The organism is Pseudomonas sp. v388, assembly GCF_003935425.1.
GTDB lineage: Bacteria > Pseudomonadota > Gammaproteobacteria > Pseudomonadales > Pseudomonadaceae > Aquipseudomonas.
The window spans coordinates 155855-172385 of record NZ_RHQN01000009.1; the positions used below are offsets into that span (position 1 = coordinate 155855).

Here is a 16531-nt window from a genome sequence, read left to right on the forward strand (position 1 = left end):
GTTTTTACTGTTGTTGGTCCGCGACGCGCAGGAAGTGGTCCGCGACGTCGAGCATTCGATTGGCAAAACCCCATTCGTTGTCGAACCAGGCCAGCACGTTGACCAGCCTTGGGCCGGAAACGCGAGTCTGACTGGCATCGACGATGGCCGAATGCGGGTCATGGTTGAAATCACAACTGGCATGCGGCAATTCGGTATACGCCAGCAAGCCCTTGAGCGGGCCGCGGGTGGCGGCTTCGCGCAAGATGCGGTTGATCTCGACAGCATCGGTATTACGCGTGGTTTGCAGCGTGATATCCAGACACGAGACGTTGACCGTCGGTACGCGAACTGCTTTGGCCTGAATTCGGCCCGCAAGTTCCGGGAGCAGCCGCTCAATTCCGCGGGCAAGCCCGGTGGACACCGGAATGATCGACTGGAAAGCCGAGCGCGTACGACGCAAATCCTCATGGTGATAAGCGTCGATCACCGGCTGGTCGTTCATTGCCGAATGGATGGTGGTGATGGTGACGTAATCCAGACCCAGCGTCTGATCCAGCAGTCGCAACAGCGGCACGCTGCAATTGGTGGTGCAGGACGCAGCGGACACCAGCAACTCGTTGCCGGTCAGGTTCTGCTGGTTGACGCCGAACACGACGGTGGCGTCGACATCACGCTCACTGGCCATCGGCTGTGAGAACAACACACGCGGCGCGCCAGCATCGAGAAAGCGCTGGCCGTCTTCCCGGGTGTTGTAGACGCCGGAGCACTCCAGCACCAGGTCGACTTCCAGGGCGGCCCAATCAATGCCTTCGGGCGCCGGGCTGCGCAGCACGCGAATCCGGTGGTCGTTGATGTGCAGATAATCGCCTTCGACCCGCACTTCGCCGGGAAACCGGCCGTGGGTGGAGTCAAAGCGCGTGAGGTATTCAAGGCTGGCCATGTCGGCCAGGTCGTTGATGGCAACGACTTCGAAACCCGCCTTTGCCCCACGCTCACATAACGCGCGCACGACGCAACGACCGATGCGGCCGTAACCGTTCAGAGCAACTTTGTAGGGGCGGGGCTGGGGCATGGGGTTCTCGGGAGTCTATTGTGGGAGCGGACTTGGCCGCGAAGTAAACCACGCGCTGTGCCAGAGGCGCCGCGTAGCTTCATTCGCGGACAAGTCCGCTCCCACAAGTACAGGTCGTTGCTTTTAGTCTTCCAGCAGCTCTTCTGCCGTGCTCAACACGTTTTCCAGCGTGAAGCCGAACTCTTCGAACAGCGCAGGCGCAGGGGCCGACTCGCCGAAGGTGGTCATGCCGATCACGCGGCCTTCCAGACCGACGTACTTGTACCAGTAGTCGGCGTGTGCGGCTTCGATGGCGATACGCGCGCTGACCTGCAGCGGCAGGACCGACTGCTTGTAGCCTGGGTCCTGGGCTTCGAACACGCTGGTGCACGGCATGGAAACCACGCGAACCTTGCGACCTTGCGCGGTCAGGGCATCGAATGCCTCGACGGCCAGACCGATTTCCGAACCGGTAGCGATCAGGATCAGTTCAGGCTCGCCGACACAGTCGCGCAGCACGTAACCACCGCGAGCGATGTCGGCCAACTGCGCATCGTCACGCTTCTGGTGCGGCAGGTTCTGACGCGAGAAGATCAATGCCGACGGGCCATCATTACGCTCGATGGCGTATTTCCAGGCGACTGCCGATTCCACGGCGTCGGCCGGACGCCAGGTGTCCAGGTTCGGCGTGGTACGCAGGCTGGTCAGCTGTTCGATCGGCTGGTGCGTCGGGCCGTCTTCGCCCAGACCGATGGAGTCGTGGGTGAATACATGGATCACACGTTTCTTCATCAGTGCGGCCATGCGCACTGCGTTGCGAGCGTATTCCATGAAGATCAGGAAGGTGGCGCCGTATGGGACGAAACCGCCGTGCAGGGCGATGCCGTTCATCATGGCAGCCTGACCGAATTCGCGCACGCCGTAATGCAGGTAGTTGCCGTTGGCGTCTTCGCCGGTGATGCTCTTGCAGCCCTTCCAGATGGTCAGGTTGGAGCCGGCCAGGTCAGCGGAGCCGCCCAGGATTTCAGGCAGCAACGGACCGAATGCACTCAAGGCGTTCTGGCTGGCCTTGCGGCTGGCGATGGTCTCGCCCTTGGCGTTGACTTCGGCGACGTAGGCGGCCGACTTCTCGGCGAAATCGACCGGCAGCTCGCCGCTCATGCGCCGGATGAACTCGTTGGCCAGCTCAGGGAACGCAGCGGAGTAAGCCGCGAAACGCTGATCCCATTCTGCTTCGGCGGCCAGGCCTTTTTCTTTCGCATCCCACTGGGCGTAGATATCCGCCGGGATTTCGAAAGGACCGTGGTTCCATTTCAGTGCGGCGCGGGTCAGGGCGATTTCGTCGGCACCCAGCGGCGCGCCGTGGGATTCTTCCTTGCCCTGCTTGTTCGGCGAACCGAAGCCGATGGTGGTCTTGCAGCAGATCAGCGTCGGCTGCTCGCTCTTGCGAGCGGTGTCGATGGCGGTCTTGATTTCATCGGCATCGTGACCGTCGACGTTGCGGATCACCTGCCAGCCGTAGGACTCGAAGCGCTTGGGCGTGTCATCGGTGAACCAGCCTTCGACTTCGCCGTCGATGGAGATGCCGTTGTCGTCGTAGAAGGCGATCAGCTTGCCCAGGCGCAGGGTGCCGGCCAGCGACGCCACTTCGTGGGAGATACCTTCCATCATGCAGCCGTCGCCCATGAACACGTAAGTGTTGTGGTCAACGATATCGTGGCCCGGACGGTTGAACTGGGCGGCGAGGGTTTTCTCGGCGGCGGCAAAACCGACGGCGTTGGCGAAACCCTGGCCCAGCGGGCCGGTGGTGGTTTCAACACCCGGCGTGTAGCCGAATTCCGGGTGACCCGGCGTGCGGCTGTGCAGCTGGCGGAAATTCTTCAGGTCGTCGATGGACAGGTCGTAGCCGGTCAGGTGCAGCAGCGAGTAGATCAGCATCGAACCATGCCCGTTGGACATGATGAAACGGTCGCGGTCTGCGAACGCCGGGTTGGCCGGGTTGTGCTTCAGATAGTCGCGCCAAAGAACTTCGGCGATATCCGCCATGCCCATGGGGGCACCGGGATGGCCGCTGTTGGCTTTTTGCACGGCATCCATGCTGAGGGCACGAATGGCGTTGGCACGCTCACGACGGCTTGGCATCGCTGATCTCCTGGGAATGAAAGAATGGGATCGGAAAAAGACGGCCATTTTCCCTCAGGGACTCTCCGGGGGCAATGACAGACTGGTAACCATAGAATGTTTTTTCCGGCGATGAGGCAGTTATTCGGCCGCATATGCCCCTATCGCCCTCAAACCGGCAGCGTAGCGCAGGCCCAAAAGCCGCCGCTCATCAATATCAAAACTTTTTGATATTGGCCTTGCGGACCGCCGGATGGCTCTCTAGACTGCGTTGCTTATGAACCTGCCAGCACCCGCCCTTCGCCATGACGACTGCGACGACCTCTCTGCCCTGTGCAAGGCCGGCGGCGATCCTCTGCGGCTGAATGTGCTGCGCGCACTGGCCAACGATTCGTTCGGCGTGCTGGAACTGGCGCAGATCTTCGCCATTGGTCAGTCGGGCATGAGCCACCACCTCAAGGTGCTGGCCCAGGCCGAACTGGTGGCGACCCGGCGTGAAGGCAATGCGATTTTCTATCGCCGCGCCCTGCCCCACACCCAACGACCGGGCGGCAGGTTGCATGCCGCCCTGCTCGAAGAAATCGACACGCTGACCTTGCCGGGTGACGTGCTGGAGCGGATCGACGTGGTGCATCGGCAACGAGCACTGGCCAGCCAGGATTTTTTCGCCCGCACCGCAGAGAAATTTCGCGCCCAGCAGGACCTGATCGCAGGACTGGCTCAATACCGCGAAAGCCTGTTGTCACTGCTCGACAAGCTGAGCTTCGGCCAGGCCGCCACGGCGCTGGAAGTCGGGCCGGGCGACGGTGGTTTTCTGCCGGAGCTGGCCCGCCGTTTTCAGCACGTCACGGCCATGGACAACAGCCCGGCCATGCTCGAACTGGCGCGGGAGGTGTGCACGCGTCTGGCGCTGGCTAATGTAGAGCTGCGACTGGCCGATGCACTGGCAGACGCTAAAGTGCATGTCGACTGCGTCGTCTTGAACATGGTGCTTCACCATCTCGCCGCACCGGCCGAAGCCTTGAAACAACTGGCCGGGCATGTGCGACCGGGCGGCAGTCTGCTGATAACAGAATTGTGCAGCCACGATCAGAGCTGGGCCAGGGAGGCCTGTGGCGATCTCTGGTTGGGGTTCGAACAGGAAGATCTGGCCCGTTGGGCCATCGCTGCGGGGCTAGTCCCCGGGGAAAGCCTGTACGTGGGCTTACGTAATGGTTTCCAGATCCAGGTCCGCCATTTTCAGCGACCGGCTGGCGACACTCACATCGGTAAAATTCAGGAAACCCGTAGATGAGCGACTACTCACTTTTCACCTCCGAGTCCGTGTCCGAAGGGCATCCGGACAAGATCGCCGACCAGATTTCCGATGCGGTTCTGGACGCCATCATCGCTGAAGACAAATACGCCCGTGTTGCGTGCGAAACCCTGGTCAAGACCGGTGTCGCGATCATCGCCGGCGAAGTCACCACTTCGGCGTGGGTCGATCTGGAAGACATCGTGCGTAACGTCATCCTCGATATCGGCTACAACAGCTCCGACGTCGGCTTCGACGGCGCGACCTGCGGCGTGATGAACATCATCGGCAAGCAGTCGGTGGACATCGCCCAGGGCGTTGACCGCACCAAGCCTGAAGATCAGGGCGCCGGCGACCAGGGCCTGATGTTCGGCTACGCCAGCAACGAAACCGACGTACTGATGCCGGCTCCGATCACCTTTTCCCACCAGCTGGTGCAGCGCCAGGCCGAAGCCCGCAAGTCCGGCCTGCTGCCGTGGCTGCGTCCGGACGCCAAGTCGCAGGTCACCTGCCGCTACGAAAACGGCAAGGTGGTCGGCGTCGACGCTATCGTGCTGTCGACCCAGCACAACCCGGACGTGTCCTACAAGGACCTGCGCGAAGGCGTCATGGAGCTGATCGTCAAGCACGTGATCCCGGCCGAGCTGCTGCACAAGGACACCCAGTTCCACATCAACCCCACCGGCAACTTCATCATCGGTGGCCCGGTAGGCGACTGCGGCCTGACCGGTCGCAAGATCATCGTTGACACCTACGGCGGCATGGCTCGCCACGGTGGCGGCGCGTTCTCCGGCAAGGACCCATCGAAAGTCGACCGCTCCGCTGCTTACGCCGGTCGTTACGTGGCCAAGAACATCGTCGCTGCCGGCCTGGCCGAGCGTTGCGAAATTCAGGTTTCCTACGCCATCGGCGTCGCCCAGCCGACATCGATCTCGCTGAACACCTTCGGCACCGGCAAGATCAGCGATGACAAGATCATCAAACTGGTCCGCGACACCTTCGACCTGCGTCCATACGCGATCACCACCATGCTCGACCTGCTGCACCCGATGTACCAGGCGACCGCGGCCTACGGCCACTTCGGTCGTACGCCGGTGGAAATGACCGTGGGTGACGACACCTTCACCGCCTTCACCTGGGAAAAAACCGACCGCGCCGACGCCCTGCGCGCCGCTGCCGGCCTGTAACACGCTCGCGCTACAGCAAAAGCCCCCGACGGCATGAGCCTTGGGGGCTTTTTATTGCGCAGCTGTGCAGGGGCTGGAGAACTCTGAAAAACCCCGCAAAAACCTCGTTGCTGCCTGCTTCGCCAACTCCCGCTAGCCTTGCCTGGCCATCTTCCAAGCAAGGACGCTTCGATGCTGCCCACTCTCCGCCTGCTCGCCTGCACGGCTTTCGCGCTGTACTGCATCAGCGTCAATGCCAATCCATGCCCTGACTGGCCGCCCGAAAAAGCCGGCGCCGAGACCGCGGCGCTGCAAGCCAGGATCACCGCATGGAACGACAGCTATCACCGTCAAGGCATCGGGCAAGTCGCCGACGAGATCTATGACCAATCCTTGCAACGCCTTGCCAGTCTGAAGAACTGCTTCCCGGCCTCTCAACCCGAGCCGATCGATGACCCGCTCGCCAGCTCGGCCGGGCCGGTCGTGCATCCGATTCCCCACACCGGGCTCACCAAACTCCCTGACGAACTTGCCGTGCGGGCCTGGTTACGGGGCAAATCGGATGTGTACATCCAGCCCAAGGTCGACGGCGTGGCCGTCACTCTCGTTTACCAGGACGGCAAGCTGGCGCAGGTGATCAGCCGGGGTAACGGGATGCGCGGCCAGGACTGGATGGCTCATGCGCTGCGGATCGCCGCCATACCCGAGAGCTTGCCATGGCAGAAGAATCTGGTCCTGCAGGGTGAGTTGTACTGGAAGCTCAACGCCCACGTTCAGGCTCGCAACGGCAGCCTCAATGCCCGCAGCAAGGTGGCCGGGTTATTGAACCGCAAGACCATAACCACCGAAGAGGGCACCAACATCGGCCTGTTCGTCTGGGACTGGCCGGATGGGCCTTCGAACATGGCGGACCGGTTGACAGGCTTGCAGGCCCTGGGTTTCGAGGACAGCGTCCGCTTCACCGAACCTCTGCAAGGTTTTGCCCAGGCCGGCATCTGGCGTGAACACTGGTATCGCAGCCCGCTGCCCTTCGCCACTGATGGCGTGGTCATGCGCCAGGCTGAACGGCCTCCTGCCGAGCGCTGGCAGGCCAAAGCCCCTTACTGGATCGCAGCCTGGAAATACCCTTACGCGCAGGTGCTCGCCGAGGTCCGCAAGGTCCATTTCACTATCGGACGCAGCGGCAAGATCACACCCATGCTGGAGCTCAAGCCGATCCGGCTGGATGATCGTAAAGTCAGCCGGGTCAGCGTCGGTTCGCTGCAACGCTGGCAGGCTCTGGATATTCGTCCGGGCGACCAGGTAGCCGTCAGCCTGGCGGGCCTCACCATACCGCGTCTGGACGGGGTCATTTCGCGCACGACCGAACGGGTCCATCTGAACGTTCCGCAAGCCGCCGATTATCATGCGCTCAGTTGCTGGCAGCCGACACCGGGCTGTGAAAGCCAGTTTCGCGCCAGGCTCATCTGGCTGGGCGGCAGGCAAGGTCTGAAGTTGTCGGGCGTCGGTCCCGGCACCTGGGACAAGTTGATCCAGGCGGGACAGATCAACGGCTTGCTCGATTGGATGACCCTGGATCGCACTCAGCTTGCTAACATTCCAGGCTTGGGCAGCCGAAGCAGCGCTAAACTGCTCGACAGCCTGCAAACCGCGCGGCAACAGCCGTTCAACACGTGGCTCACTGCCATCGGCCTGCCGCCTACCGGTGGAGCACCACTGACAGGCAACTGGAGCGAACTGGCAGCTCGCACCACCGAGCAATGGCAGGCCGTACCGGGGATCGGACCGGGACGAGCCGCAGCGCTGCGGGCATTTTTTCTCGATCCGCAAGTGCACGCCCTGAGCACGCAACTTCGTATTCAAGGCATCAATGGATTTTGAGTATTTTTCAGTGCCGGGTATCAGTTTTCCATACGCCCGGACGCATTGTTTCAAAGGAGTTCACATGAAGCTTTTCTCACCCCTGATTCTGCTCACCAGCTGCACATTGCTGGCCACGCCACTACTGGCGGCAGAACAGGCTCCCCAGGCTTCCGAATGCCTGGTCAAGAGTCAGGAAATCAGCAGCAAGATCCAGGAAGCCAAGACCGAGGGCAATAAACAACAGCAGGCCGGCCTGGAAAAGGCCCTGAGCGAGGTCAACGCCAACTGCACCGAAACCTCTCTGCTCAAGCAACGTGAACAGAAAGTGCTGGATGCCAAACGGGAAGTCAGCCGCCGTCAGACCGACCTGAACAAAGCGATGACCAAAGGCGACCCCGAACGGATCAACAAGCGCAAGGACAAGCTTGCGGAGTCGCGCAAGGAATTGCAGGACGCCCAGTCCGAGCTGGAAAAGGTCCAGCCGGCGGAATGAAGCGGTGAGGAATTGGCCAGCACGCTGGCTCCTGCAGGGTCGCGGCGCATCTTTGATCCGCAGGAGCCGGCTTGCTGGCGAACAACACCCGCATCACGCAGCAGCCGGCACCGCCGCAACGCCGAACAGACCGATGATCAACCCCAGCCCGATGATCCAGACGATGGAGCGCAGCGCAGCCAAGTCGGCCAGGTAAAAAATGATGTACAGCAGGCGGCTGGTGATGAACAGCACGGCCAGCACATCGATGGTCACCAGTGATGCATTGTCTGTGATGTGCGCGATGATCACCGCCGCAGCGAACGCGGGGTTGATCTCGTAGCTGTTCAACTGTGCGGAATGCGCGCGTTTGGGGAACCCTTCGAGCTTGTCGAGGAAGCTGCGCGGATCGTGATTGTTGCCCGGCTTGAATTTACCGCTGCCGACCTTGGCGGTTACCGCACAGACCAGGGGTAGCAGAAAGGCGACCAGCACGCACCAGAAAGCAACTGTCATACATTCATCCTTATGGTTTTCCACTTCATTGCAAGCATGCCGGACACAACCGGCACATGCTAAGAACCCAGGGCTGTGCGAAAGGTTCTCGGACCTGCACCGCCCATCCGGCGGGGTGCCGAGCATAGCCGCTCAACAGTGAGCAGGCGAGTGAATCGCCGCTCATCCATGTGCCGACCCACGACCTTTTTTGCAACATCAGCGCGATCACGCGGTCAACGCTCACCCTGCAACGCATCACGAGATGTGCCCAACCTGCGCGCCGGCACATCCCAGTAACGCCCGGCAATACACAGACCACCACTGCCGGGCAGGATTTGAATTGGAACTACGGGAATACGGATGCTTGAACTCGCTGCTGCTTTTATCTGCCTTACCTCGCTACTGACCTATGTGAACTTCCGCTTCATCGGCCTGCCTCCCACGATCGGGGTGATGGTCACCGCGCTGGTGTTTTCGCTGATTCTGCAAGGCCTGAGCGTCATGGGCTTCCCTGGGCTTGAAGAACACGTCCAGCAATTGATCGGCCAGATCGATTTCGGCGACCTGCTGATGAACTGGATGCTGTCGTTCCTGCTGTTCGCCGGCGCGCTGCACGTCAATCTTTCCGACCTGCGCAGCTACCGTTGGCCCATCGGGCTGCTGGCGACCTTCGGCGTGTTGATCGCCACCACGGTGATCGGAGCTTTGGCGTACTGGATCTTCGCCCTGTTCGGCTGGCACGTCAGCCCGCTCTACTGCCTGCTGTTCGGCGCCTTGATTTCGCCGACCGACCCGATTGCCGTGCTCGGGGTGTTGCGCACCGCCAATGCGTCCAAGCCGCTCAAGACCACCATCGTCGGCGAGTCGCTGTTCAACGATGGCACCGCAGTGGTGGTGTTCACCGTTCTGCTGGGCATTGCGCAACTGGGTGAAACGCCGACCGTGGGCGAAACCGCGTGGCTGTTCGTGCATGAAGCCATCGGCGGCATCGCGTTCGGCGCGCTGATCGGCTACGCGGTCTATCTGATGATCAAGAGCATCGAACAGCACCAGATCGAAGTGATGCTGACTTTGGCCCTGGTGATCGGCGGCTCGGCCATGGCGTCGGAGCTGCATGTGTCCGGCCCGATTGCGATGGTCGTGGCCGGCCTGATCATCGGTAACCTGGGGCGCAATCTGGCGATGAACGACATGACCCGTCGCTACATGGACGGCTTCTGGGAATTGCTCGATGACATGCTCAACGCCTTGCTGTTCGCGCTGATCGGCATGGAGCTGTTGCTGCTGCCATTCTCGTGGTTGCATCTGGGTGCCGCGAGCCTGCTGGCGGTGGCGATTCTGCTGTCGCGCTTCGTGACCGTGGCTCCGGCGATTCTGTTGCTGCGCCGCTGGCGCAAGGTGCCGCAGGGCACCATCCGCATCCTGACCTGGGGCGGTCTGCGTGGCGGCGTTTCGGTGGCCCTGGCCCTGGCGCTGCCCACCGGACCGGAGCGCGACCTGCTGCTGAGCATCACCTACATCGTGGTGCTTTTGTCGATCCTGCTTCAGGGCCTGAGCATCGGCAAACTGGTGCGCTCGGTCACTGGCGCAGCCGCGCCGCAGGACGCTTCCCACTAGCCGTGTATGCCCAAGGCGCTTCCATTGCCGGAGCGATTGGCTAAGATGCCGGGACCGCCTGCCTGCCGCAGCGGTCCCATGATGCCCAGGAGCTGGAATGTCCACCGACGAGGAAGTCGCCATTGCCGGCGGCGCACCGATGATCCCCGATCAGCGCCGCGAACTGATGCTGCGCGAACTGCGCAAACATCAGGTGCTCAGCGTGCATCAGTTGATGGAGATGTTCGACTGCTCGCACATGACCATCCGTCGCGATATCGCGCTGCTGGAGCAGGAAGGGCGTGCCTATTCGGTGACCGGCGGGGTGCGCATCGTCAGCCAGGTACACAGCGAGCCGAGCCATCAGTCCAAGGCTGTGGTGGAACTGCCGCACAAGCAGGCCATGGCGCGGCTGGCGGCGGGCTTGCTGCATCCGGACATGACGATTTACCTGGATGCAGGCACCAGCACGCTGGAAATCGTGCCCTACATCGTCGCGCTGTCCGGCATGACGGTGGTGACCAACGATTTCGGCATCGTCAACGCGTTGGCTGACGCCACGCACGTGGACGTGATCCACACCGGCGGCTTGCTGGACCACCCGAACCAGTCGAGCGTCGGCGGGCTGGCTGCGGCCACGTTGCGCCAACTGGCGACGGATGTGGCGTTCATGTCCACCAGCTCATGGGATTTGCAGCGCGGCACCACCACGCCCTCGGCATTGAAGGTCGAGGTCAAGCAGGCCGCCATGCAATCGGCTTCGCAGACAGTCCTGATCGCCACCAGCTCCAAATACGGCACCTTCGGCATGTACAAGATCGCCGGGCTGGACCAGTTCGACACCATCATCACCGACGCGGCGCTGGCCGAAGCGGCGGCCGACGGGATTCGCAAGCAACGCATCGAATTGCTGCTCGCGCCAGTGGGTGGCAAACGCTAACGCAGATTGAGCAAGCTCACTCCCCCAATACAGTCCCTATCAAGCCCCTCACGCAGGGGCTTTTTTGTGCCTGCCGAAAAAACACACTATGTGAATATTTGTTAAAAACAAAAAAGACTTCACATTATTCACTCATGAGTTCACTATCGGATTCACAGATCAGAACAATATCGTCCGTATGCTGGCACGACGAGCATCGGCACTGACTCGAGGATTACTGCATGAACACTCAGAACGTTGGCGTTATCGGCTTGGGTGCAATGGGCCTGGGCATTGCCCGCTCCCTGTTGCGTAGCGGCTTCAAGGTACATGCCTGCGACGTGCGCACCAGCGTTACCGAAGCCTTCGCTCAGGAAGGCGGCGTCGCGTGTGAATCCCCGGCTGCCATGGCCGCTGCGTGCGATGTGATCATCACCGTGGTCGTCAACGCCGAGCAGACTGAAACCGTATTGTTCGGCGACAACGGCGCCATCGGCGCGCTGCGCCCCGGCAGCCTGGTGATCGGTTGCGCCACCGTCGCGCCGACCTTCGCCATCGAACTGGGCGAGCGCCTGGCCGCGCAGAACCTGCTGTACCTCGACGCGCCGATTTCCGGTGGCGCCGCCAAGGCCGCTTCGGGCGAGATGACCATGATGACCTCCGGCCCGGCCGAGTCCTACGCCAAGGCCGAAGCCATCCTCAATGGCATGGCCGGCAAGGTCTATCGCCTGGGCGACGTCCACGGCCTGGGTTCCAAGGTCAAGATCATCAACCAGCTGCTGGCCGGCGTGCACATCGCCGCCAGTGCCGAAGCCATGGCGCTGGGCCTGCGCGAAGGTGTCGACGCCGACGCGCTGTATGAAGTCATTACCAACAGCGCCGGCAACTCCTGGATGTTCGAGAACCGCGTGCCGCACATCCTCAACGCCGATTACACGCCGCTGTCGGCCGTGGATATCTTCGTCAAGGACCTGGGCCTGGTACTGGATACCGCACGTACCAGCAAATTCCCGCTGCCGCTGTCCGCTACCGCGCACCAGATGTTCATGCAAGCGTCCAGCGCAGGCTTCGGCCGTGAAGACGACTCCGCCGTGATCAAGATTTTCCCAGGCATCGACCTGCCCAAAGCCAAAGCCTGAGGAACCGCCATGACTTCGACTTCCTCTCGCCCGTTGCTGGGCTGCATCGCCGACGATTTCACCGGCGCTACCGATCTGGCCAACATGCTGGTCCGTGGCGGCATGCGTACCGTGCAGAGCATCGGCATCCCCAGCGCTGAAATGGCGGCCGGCCTGGATGCGGACGCCATCGTCATCGCGCTCAAGTCGCGCACCACGCCCACCAGCGAAGCCGTGGAAGAATCCCTCGCGGCGCTGGAATGGCTGCGCGAGCGCGGCTGCGAGCAGATCTTTTTCAAATACTGTTCGACCTTCGATTCGACTGCGGCCGGCAACATTGGCCAGGTCAGCGAAGCCCTGCTGGAAAAGCTCGGCAGTGACTTCACCCTCGCCTGCCCGGCGTTCCCTGAAAACGGTCGCACCATTTTCCGTGGTCATCTGTTCGTCGGCGACCAGTTGCTCAGCGAATCGGGCATGCAGAATCACCCGCTCACGCCCATGACCGATGCCAATCTGGTGCGCGTGCTGCAAGCGCAAACCGGCAGGAAAGTCGGCCTGCTGCGTTACGACACCGTTTCCCAAGGCGCTGCCAAAGTCCGCGAAAAAATCGCCGAACTGCGCGCTGATGGTGTGGGCATGGCGATTGCCGATGCCCTCAGCGATGCAGACCTGTACACCCTGGGCGAGGCCTGTGCCGACCTGCCGCTGTTGACCGGCGGTTCGGGCCTGGCGCTGGGCCTGCCGGGCAACTTCCGCAAAGCCGGCAAACTGCGGGATATCGATGCAGCCCAAGTCATCGCCGTGGCCGGTGGTGAGGTGGTGCTCGCCGGCAGCGCGTCGGTCGCCACCAACGGCCAGGTGGCCGCCTGGCTGGAAAGCAATCGCCCTGCGCTGCGCATCAACCCGCTGGAGCTGGCCGCCGGCAAGCCGGTGGTCGAGCAGGCCATCGCGTTTGCCCGAGATGCCGGGCAAACCGTGCTGATCTATGCCACCAGCACACCGGATGAAGTCAAAGCCGTGCAGAAAGAGCTGGGTGTCGAGCGTTCCGGCGCCATGGTCGAAGACGCGCTGGGCCAGATCGCCAAAGGTCTGCTGGACGCGGGTGTGCGGCGCTTCGTGGTAGCCGGTGGCGAGACGTCCGGCGCCGTGGTGCAGGCGCTCGGCGTGCACTTGCTGCAGATCGGCGCGCAGATCGATCCGGGCGTTCCGGCAACGATCAGCAGCGGTTCGCAACCATTGGCCCTGGCTCTCAAATCCGGCAACTTCGGTGCGCGAGACTTCTTCGACAAGGCCCTCAAGCAACTGGCGGGAGAAGCCCGATGATCGATGAACAGGCCTTGCGCCAGGAAATCTGCGATGTCGGCCGCTTGCTGTATGGCCGTGGCTACACGGTCGGCAGCGCCGGCAACATCAGCGCCCGTCTCGATGATGGCTGGCTGATCACGCCTACCGATGCGTGCCTGGGTCGCCTCAACCCCGAGGACATCGCCAAGGTCAATCTGGCCGGCGAATGGGTTTCGGGCAGCAAGCCATCCAAGACGCTGGCGCTGCACCGTCAGGTGTATGACCGCAATCCGCAAGTCGGCGGCGTCGTACATACCCATTCGACGCATCTGGTCGCGCTGACCCTGGCCGGGGTCTGGCAGGACGACGATATCCTGCCGCCGCTGACGCCTTATCAGGTGATGAAAGTCGGGCATATCCCGCTGATTCCTTACCAGCGCCCCGGCTCGCCGGTGGTGGCCGAGCGTGTCGCGCAACTGGCCAACAGTGTGCGCGGCGTGATGCTCGAACGCCTCGGCCCGGTGGTCTGGGAAAGCTCGGTCGCCAAAGCCTGCTACGCACTGGAAGAGCTGGAGGAAACCGCTCGCCTGTGGCTGATGACCGATCCCAGGCCGACGCCGCTCGGGCCGGCTGCACTGGACGAGCTGCGCCAGGTATTCGGCGCCAAGTGGTAACCCACGCCCCACGGCCAGGAGACGTCTTGCCGTCTCCCGGCCATTCCCGATTCAGCAATGCCGGCGCCGCCGGAAAACAATAACAACAGGAACGCAACGCATGACTTATCCCCGTTCTCACGCTGTCGGATTTTGCCTGTCGCTTGTCTCGCTCACTCACTGCGGGAGCGCTTGGGCATGACGCCATTGATGTTGATGATCGTTGCCGGTGCGGGCATCGCACTGCTGCTGTTCCTGGTCCTCAAGTACAAGTTCCAGCCCTTCGTGGCCCTGATGCTGGTCAGCATCATCGTGGCGCTGGTCGCCGGGGTTAAACCTGCGGATCTGGTCGCCACCATCGAAGGCGGGATGGGCAAGACCCTTGGCCATATCGCGATCATCATTGCCCTGGGCGCGATGATCGGGCGAATCATCGAGCTGTCCGGCGGCGCAGAAGCGCTGGCCCGCACGCTCATTGACCGCTTCGGCAACAAGCGCACGCCGCTGGCCCTGACCGTGGCCGGCTTCATGGTCGGCATTCCAGTGTTCTTCGAAGTCGGCGTGATCATTCTCATGCCATTGGCCTACGGCGTGGCCCGTGCGGCACGCAAGCCACTGCTGATCTTTGCCCTGCCGATGTGTGCAGCGCTGCTGGCCGTACACGCCATCCTGCCGCCGCACCCCGGCGCAGTCGCGGCAGCCAGCCAGTTGGGCGCCGACCTGGGTCGGGTGCTGATGTTCGGCATCCCGATCGTGGCAGCGCTGTGCGTGATCGGTTATTTCGTCGCCGGTCGCATGACTCGCAAGACCTACCCGATGACCGATGACATCCGCGCTGAAGTCTATGGCCCGCACGTCACCAACGAAGACCTGCAAGCCTGGGCGCGTAACGATTATTCCACCACCACGGAAGCCAGCCACGCCCAGAGCAGCACTGTCGAAGAAACCGCCGGTAGCCTGGCCGCCAAGCTGCCGCCTGCACCGGCGCCGGGTTTCGGCCTGATCATCGCGCTGATCCTGCTGCCGATCGTCCTGATCCTGCTGGGTACGCTGGCGACCACCTTGCTGCCCGCCGATTCGATGCTGCGCGCAGTCCTCACCGTGCTCGGTGCGCCACTGGTGGCGCTGTTGATCGACACCCTGCTGTGCGCCTGGCTGCTGGGCTCGCGCCGTGGCTGGAGCCGCACCCAGGTGTCCGACGTGATCGGCTCGGCGCTGCCGGGTGTCGCCATGGTGATCCTGATTGCCGGTGCCGGCGGCGTGTTCGGCAAAGTGCTGGTGGATACCGGCATCGGTGCCGTCGTCTCCGAAGCCCTGCGCACCACCGGTCTTCCCGTTCTGGCGCTGGGCTTCCTGCTGACTCTGCTGCTGCGCGCGGTCCAGGGTTCGACTACCGTTGCGCTGGTGACCACCGCCGGCATTCTGAGCCCGCTGATCGCGACCCTGGACCTGAGCGCCAATCATATGGCCTTGCTGTGTCTGGCCATGGGCGGCGGCGGTCTGGCGATGTCGCACATCAATGACGCCGGTTACTGGATGTTCACCAAGCTGGCCGGCCTGAACGTCGCCGACGGCTTGCGCACCTGGACCGTGCTGGTCACGCTGCTGGGTACGCTGGCTTTTGCGATCACCCTGCTGCTTTGGCCTTTCGTCTGACCTCTTGAATGCACTGGAGCCAACATGCCTCGTTTCGCTGCCAACCTCAGCATGCTGTACCCACAGCATGACTTTCTCGATCGCTTTGCTGCGGCCGCTGCCGACGGCTTCGCCGCGGTCGAGTACCTGTTCCCCTACGCCTACAACCCCCAGGAACTCAAGCAGCGCCTGGACGATAACGGCCTGGTGCAGGCGCTGTTCAATGCGCCGCCCGGCGACTGGGACGCATGCGAACGCGGCATCGCGTCGCTGCCTGGCCGTGAAGCGGAATTTCGCAGCGGCGTAGAACGTGCGCTGGAATACGCTCAGGTGCTGGGCAACGACAAGGTGCACGTCATGGCCGGTCTGTTGCCCAATGAAGACCTGCGCCAGCGCCATCAAGCGGTGTATCTGGAAAACCTGGCGTTCGCTGCGAAGCAGGCCAAGGCCGCCGGCGTCACGATCCTGATCGAACCGATCAACACCCGTGACATGCCGGATTTTTTCCTCAACCGTCAGGATCAGGCGCAGGACATCTGCAAGCAGGTGGGTGCCGACAACCTGAAGGTGCAGTTCGATTGCTACCACTGCCAGATCGTCGAAGGCGACCTGATCAGCAAGCTGCGTCGCGACTTCGCGGGCATCGGCCACATCCAGATCGCCGGCGTTCCGGATCGCCACGAGCCGAACCTGGGCGAGTTGAACTACAACTCGTTGTTCGAGGAAATCGACCGCTTGGGGTACACCGGCTGGATCGGCTGCGAGTACCGCCCCAAGGGTGATACCTCGCAAGGCCTTGAGTGGCTGCGGCAGTGGCAGGCCCGCTGAACAGCGGCATGGCAAGCGCCATTATAAAGCCATCAGTTAGCCGTTAATCAC

The 16531-nt window shown here is 62.3% G+C and carries 14 protein-coding genes; 11 read left to right on the forward strand and 3 right to left on the reverse strand.

The annotated features are described in order from the left end of the window. Positions 1–4: 4 nt before the first annotated feature. Complete coding sequence (gene epd / locus EGJ27_RS20500; protein ID WP_125832571.1) at positions 5–1054, reverse strand: erythrose-4-phosphate dehydrogenase; 1050 nt, start codon at positions 1052–1054, stop codon at positions 5–7. 123 nt (positions 1055–1177) lie between these two features. After that, the gene (gene tkt / locus EGJ27_RS20505; RefSeq protein WP_125832572.1) at positions 1178–3175 is read right to left on the reverse strand and encodes a transketolase; all 1998 of its coding nucleotides are present in this window, start codon (positions 3173–3175) and stop codon (positions 1178–1180) included. A 256-nt stretch (positions 3176–3431) separates the two neighbouring features. Here tkt and EGJ27_RS20510 point away from each other — a divergent pair, with 256 nt between their 5' ends. From EGJ27_RS20510 to EGJ27_RS20525, 4 genes are all read left to right on the forward strand, one after another. After that, the gene (locus EGJ27_RS20510; protein ID WP_125832573.1) at positions 3432–4448 is read left to right on the forward strand and encodes a metalloregulator ArsR/SmtB family transcription factor; all 1017 of its coding nucleotides are present in this window, start codon (positions 3432–3434) and stop codon (positions 4446–4448) included. After that, positions 4445–5635, forward strand: a complete 1191-nt coding sequence (gene metK / locus EGJ27_RS20515; RefSeq protein ID WP_125832574.1) for a methionine adenosyltransferase — start codon at positions 4445–4447, stop codon at positions 5633–5635. The genes EGJ27_RS20510 and metK overlap by 4 nt, the downstream gene beginning before the upstream one ends. Before the next feature lie 171 nt (positions 5636–5806). Then, positions 5807–7495 carry an NAD-dependent DNA ligase LigB gene (ligB, locus tag EGJ27_RS20520; protein ID WP_125832575.1) on the forward strand — a complete coding sequence of 563 codons (1689 nt, stop codon included), beginning with the start codon at positions 5807–5809 and terminating at the stop codon, positions 7493–7495. A gap of 64 nt (positions 7496–7559) precedes the next feature. Further along, positions 7560–7970 carry a DUF1090 domain-containing protein gene (locus EGJ27_RS20525; RefSeq protein WP_125832576.1) on the forward strand — a complete coding sequence of 137 codons (411 nt, stop codon included), beginning with the start codon at positions 7560–7562 and terminating at the stop codon, positions 7968–7970. 93 nt (positions 7971–8063) lie between these two features. On the opposite strand, the gene EGJ27_RS20530 is transcribed toward EGJ27_RS20525, so the two are convergent. After that, positions 8064–8465, reverse strand: a complete 402-nt coding sequence (locus EGJ27_RS20530) for an MAPEG family protein (protein ID WP_125832577.1) — start codon at positions 8463–8465, stop codon at positions 8064–8066. Positions 8466–8807: 342 nt separating this feature from the next. On the opposite strand from EGJ27_RS20530, the gene EGJ27_RS20535 reads away from it, so the two are divergent. From EGJ27_RS20535 to otnI, 7 genes are all read left to right on the forward strand, one after another. After that, positions 8808–10064 (forward strand): sodium:proton antiporter, encoded by a 1257-nt coding sequence (locus EGJ27_RS20535; protein WP_125832578.1) that lies wholly within the window; start codon positions 8808–8810, stop codon positions 10062–10064. Between the two features lie 97 nt (positions 10065–10161). Further along, entirely contained in the window at positions 10162–10983 is an 822-nt protein-coding gene (locus EGJ27_RS20540; RefSeq protein ID WP_125832579.1) for a DeoR/GlpR family DNA-binding transcription regulator, read from the forward strand. 221 nt (positions 10984–11204) lie between these two features. Further along, positions 11205–12101 carry an L-threonate dehydrogenase gene (gene ltnD, locus EGJ27_RS20545; protein WP_125832580.1) on the forward strand — a complete coding sequence of 299 codons (897 nt, stop codon included), beginning with the start codon at positions 11205–11207 and terminating at the stop codon, positions 12099–12101. Positions 12102–12110: 9 nt separating this feature from the next. Beyond that, positions 12111–13403, forward strand: a complete 1293-nt coding sequence (gene otnK / locus EGJ27_RS20550; protein WP_125832581.1) for a 3-oxo-tetronate kinase — start codon at positions 12111–12113, stop codon at positions 13401–13403. Beyond that, complete coding sequence (locus EGJ27_RS20555; protein ID WP_125832582.1) at positions 13400–14038, forward strand: aldolase; 639 nt, start codon at positions 13400–13402, stop codon at positions 14036–14038. Before otnK ends, EGJ27_RS20555 begins: the two co-directional genes overlap by 4 nt. Before the next feature lie 177 nt (positions 14039–14215). Beyond that, on the forward strand, positions 14216–15673 hold the full coding sequence (locus EGJ27_RS20560; RefSeq protein ID WP_125832583.1) for an SLC13 family permease: 1458 nt from the start codon (positions 14216–14218) through the stop codon (positions 15671–15673). A 24-nt stretch (positions 15674–15697) separates the two neighbouring features. After that, on the forward strand, positions 15698–16480 hold the full coding sequence (gene otnI, locus EGJ27_RS20565) for a 2-oxo-tetronate isomerase (RefSeq protein WP_125832584.1): 783 nt from the start codon (positions 15698–15700) through the stop codon (positions 16478–16480). Positions 16481–16531: the final 51 nt, after the last annotated feature.

What these genes read in the sequence shown, in the direction of transcription:
- epd (WP_125832571.1), bottom strand. Translation starts at nt 1,054, where the DNA reads ATGCCCCAGCCCCGCCCCTACAAAGTTGCTCTGAACGGTTACGGCCGC.
- tkt (WP_125832572.1), bottom strand. Translation starts at nt 3,175, where the DNA reads ATGCCAAGCCGTCGTGAGCGTGCCAACGCCATTCGTGCCCTCAGCATG.
- EGJ27_RS20510 (WP_125832573.1), top strand. Translation starts at nt 3,432, where the DNA reads ATGAACCTGCCAGCACCCGCCCTTCGCCATGACGACTGCGACGACCTC.
- metK (WP_125832574.1), top strand. Translation starts at nt 4,445, where the DNA reads ATGAGCGACTACTCACTTTTCACCTCCGAGTCCGTGTCCGAAGGGCAT.
- ligB (WP_125832575.1), top strand. Translation starts at nt 5,807, where the DNA reads ATGCTGCCCACTCTCCGCCTGCTCGCCTGCACGGCTTTCGCGCTGTAC.
- EGJ27_RS20525 (WP_125832576.1), top strand. Translation starts at nt 7,560, where the DNA reads ATGAAGCTTTTCTCACCCCTGATTCTGCTCACCAGCTGCACATTGCTG.
- EGJ27_RS20530 (WP_125832577.1), bottom strand. Translation starts at nt 8,465, where the DNA reads ATGACAGTTGCTTTCTGGTGCGTGCTGGTCGCCTTTCTGCTACCCCTG.
- EGJ27_RS20535 (WP_125832578.1), top strand. Translation starts at nt 8,808, where the DNA reads ATGCTTGAACTCGCTGCTGCTTTTATCTGCCTTACCTCGCTACTGACC.
- EGJ27_RS20540 (WP_125832579.1), top strand. Translation starts at nt 10,162, where the DNA reads ATGTCCACCGACGAGGAAGTCGCCATTGCCGGCGGCGCACCGATGATC.
- ltnD (WP_125832580.1), top strand. Translation starts at nt 11,205, where the DNA reads ATGAACACTCAGAACGTTGGCGTTATCGGCTTGGGTGCAATGGGCCTG.
- otnK (WP_125832581.1), top strand. Translation starts at nt 12,111, where the DNA reads ATGACTTCGACTTCCTCTCGCCCGTTGCTGGGCTGCATCGCCGACGAT.
- EGJ27_RS20555 (WP_125832582.1), top strand. Translation starts at nt 13,400, where the DNA reads ATGATCGATGAACAGGCCTTGCGCCAGGAAATCTGCGATGTCGGCCGC.
- EGJ27_RS20560 (WP_125832583.1), top strand. Translation starts at nt 14,216, where the DNA reads ATGACGCCATTGATGTTGATGATCGTTGCCGGTGCGGGCATCGCACTG.
- otnI (WP_125832584.1), top strand. Translation starts at nt 15,698, where the DNA reads ATGCCTCGTTTCGCTGCCAACCTCAGCATGCTGTACCCACAGCATGAC.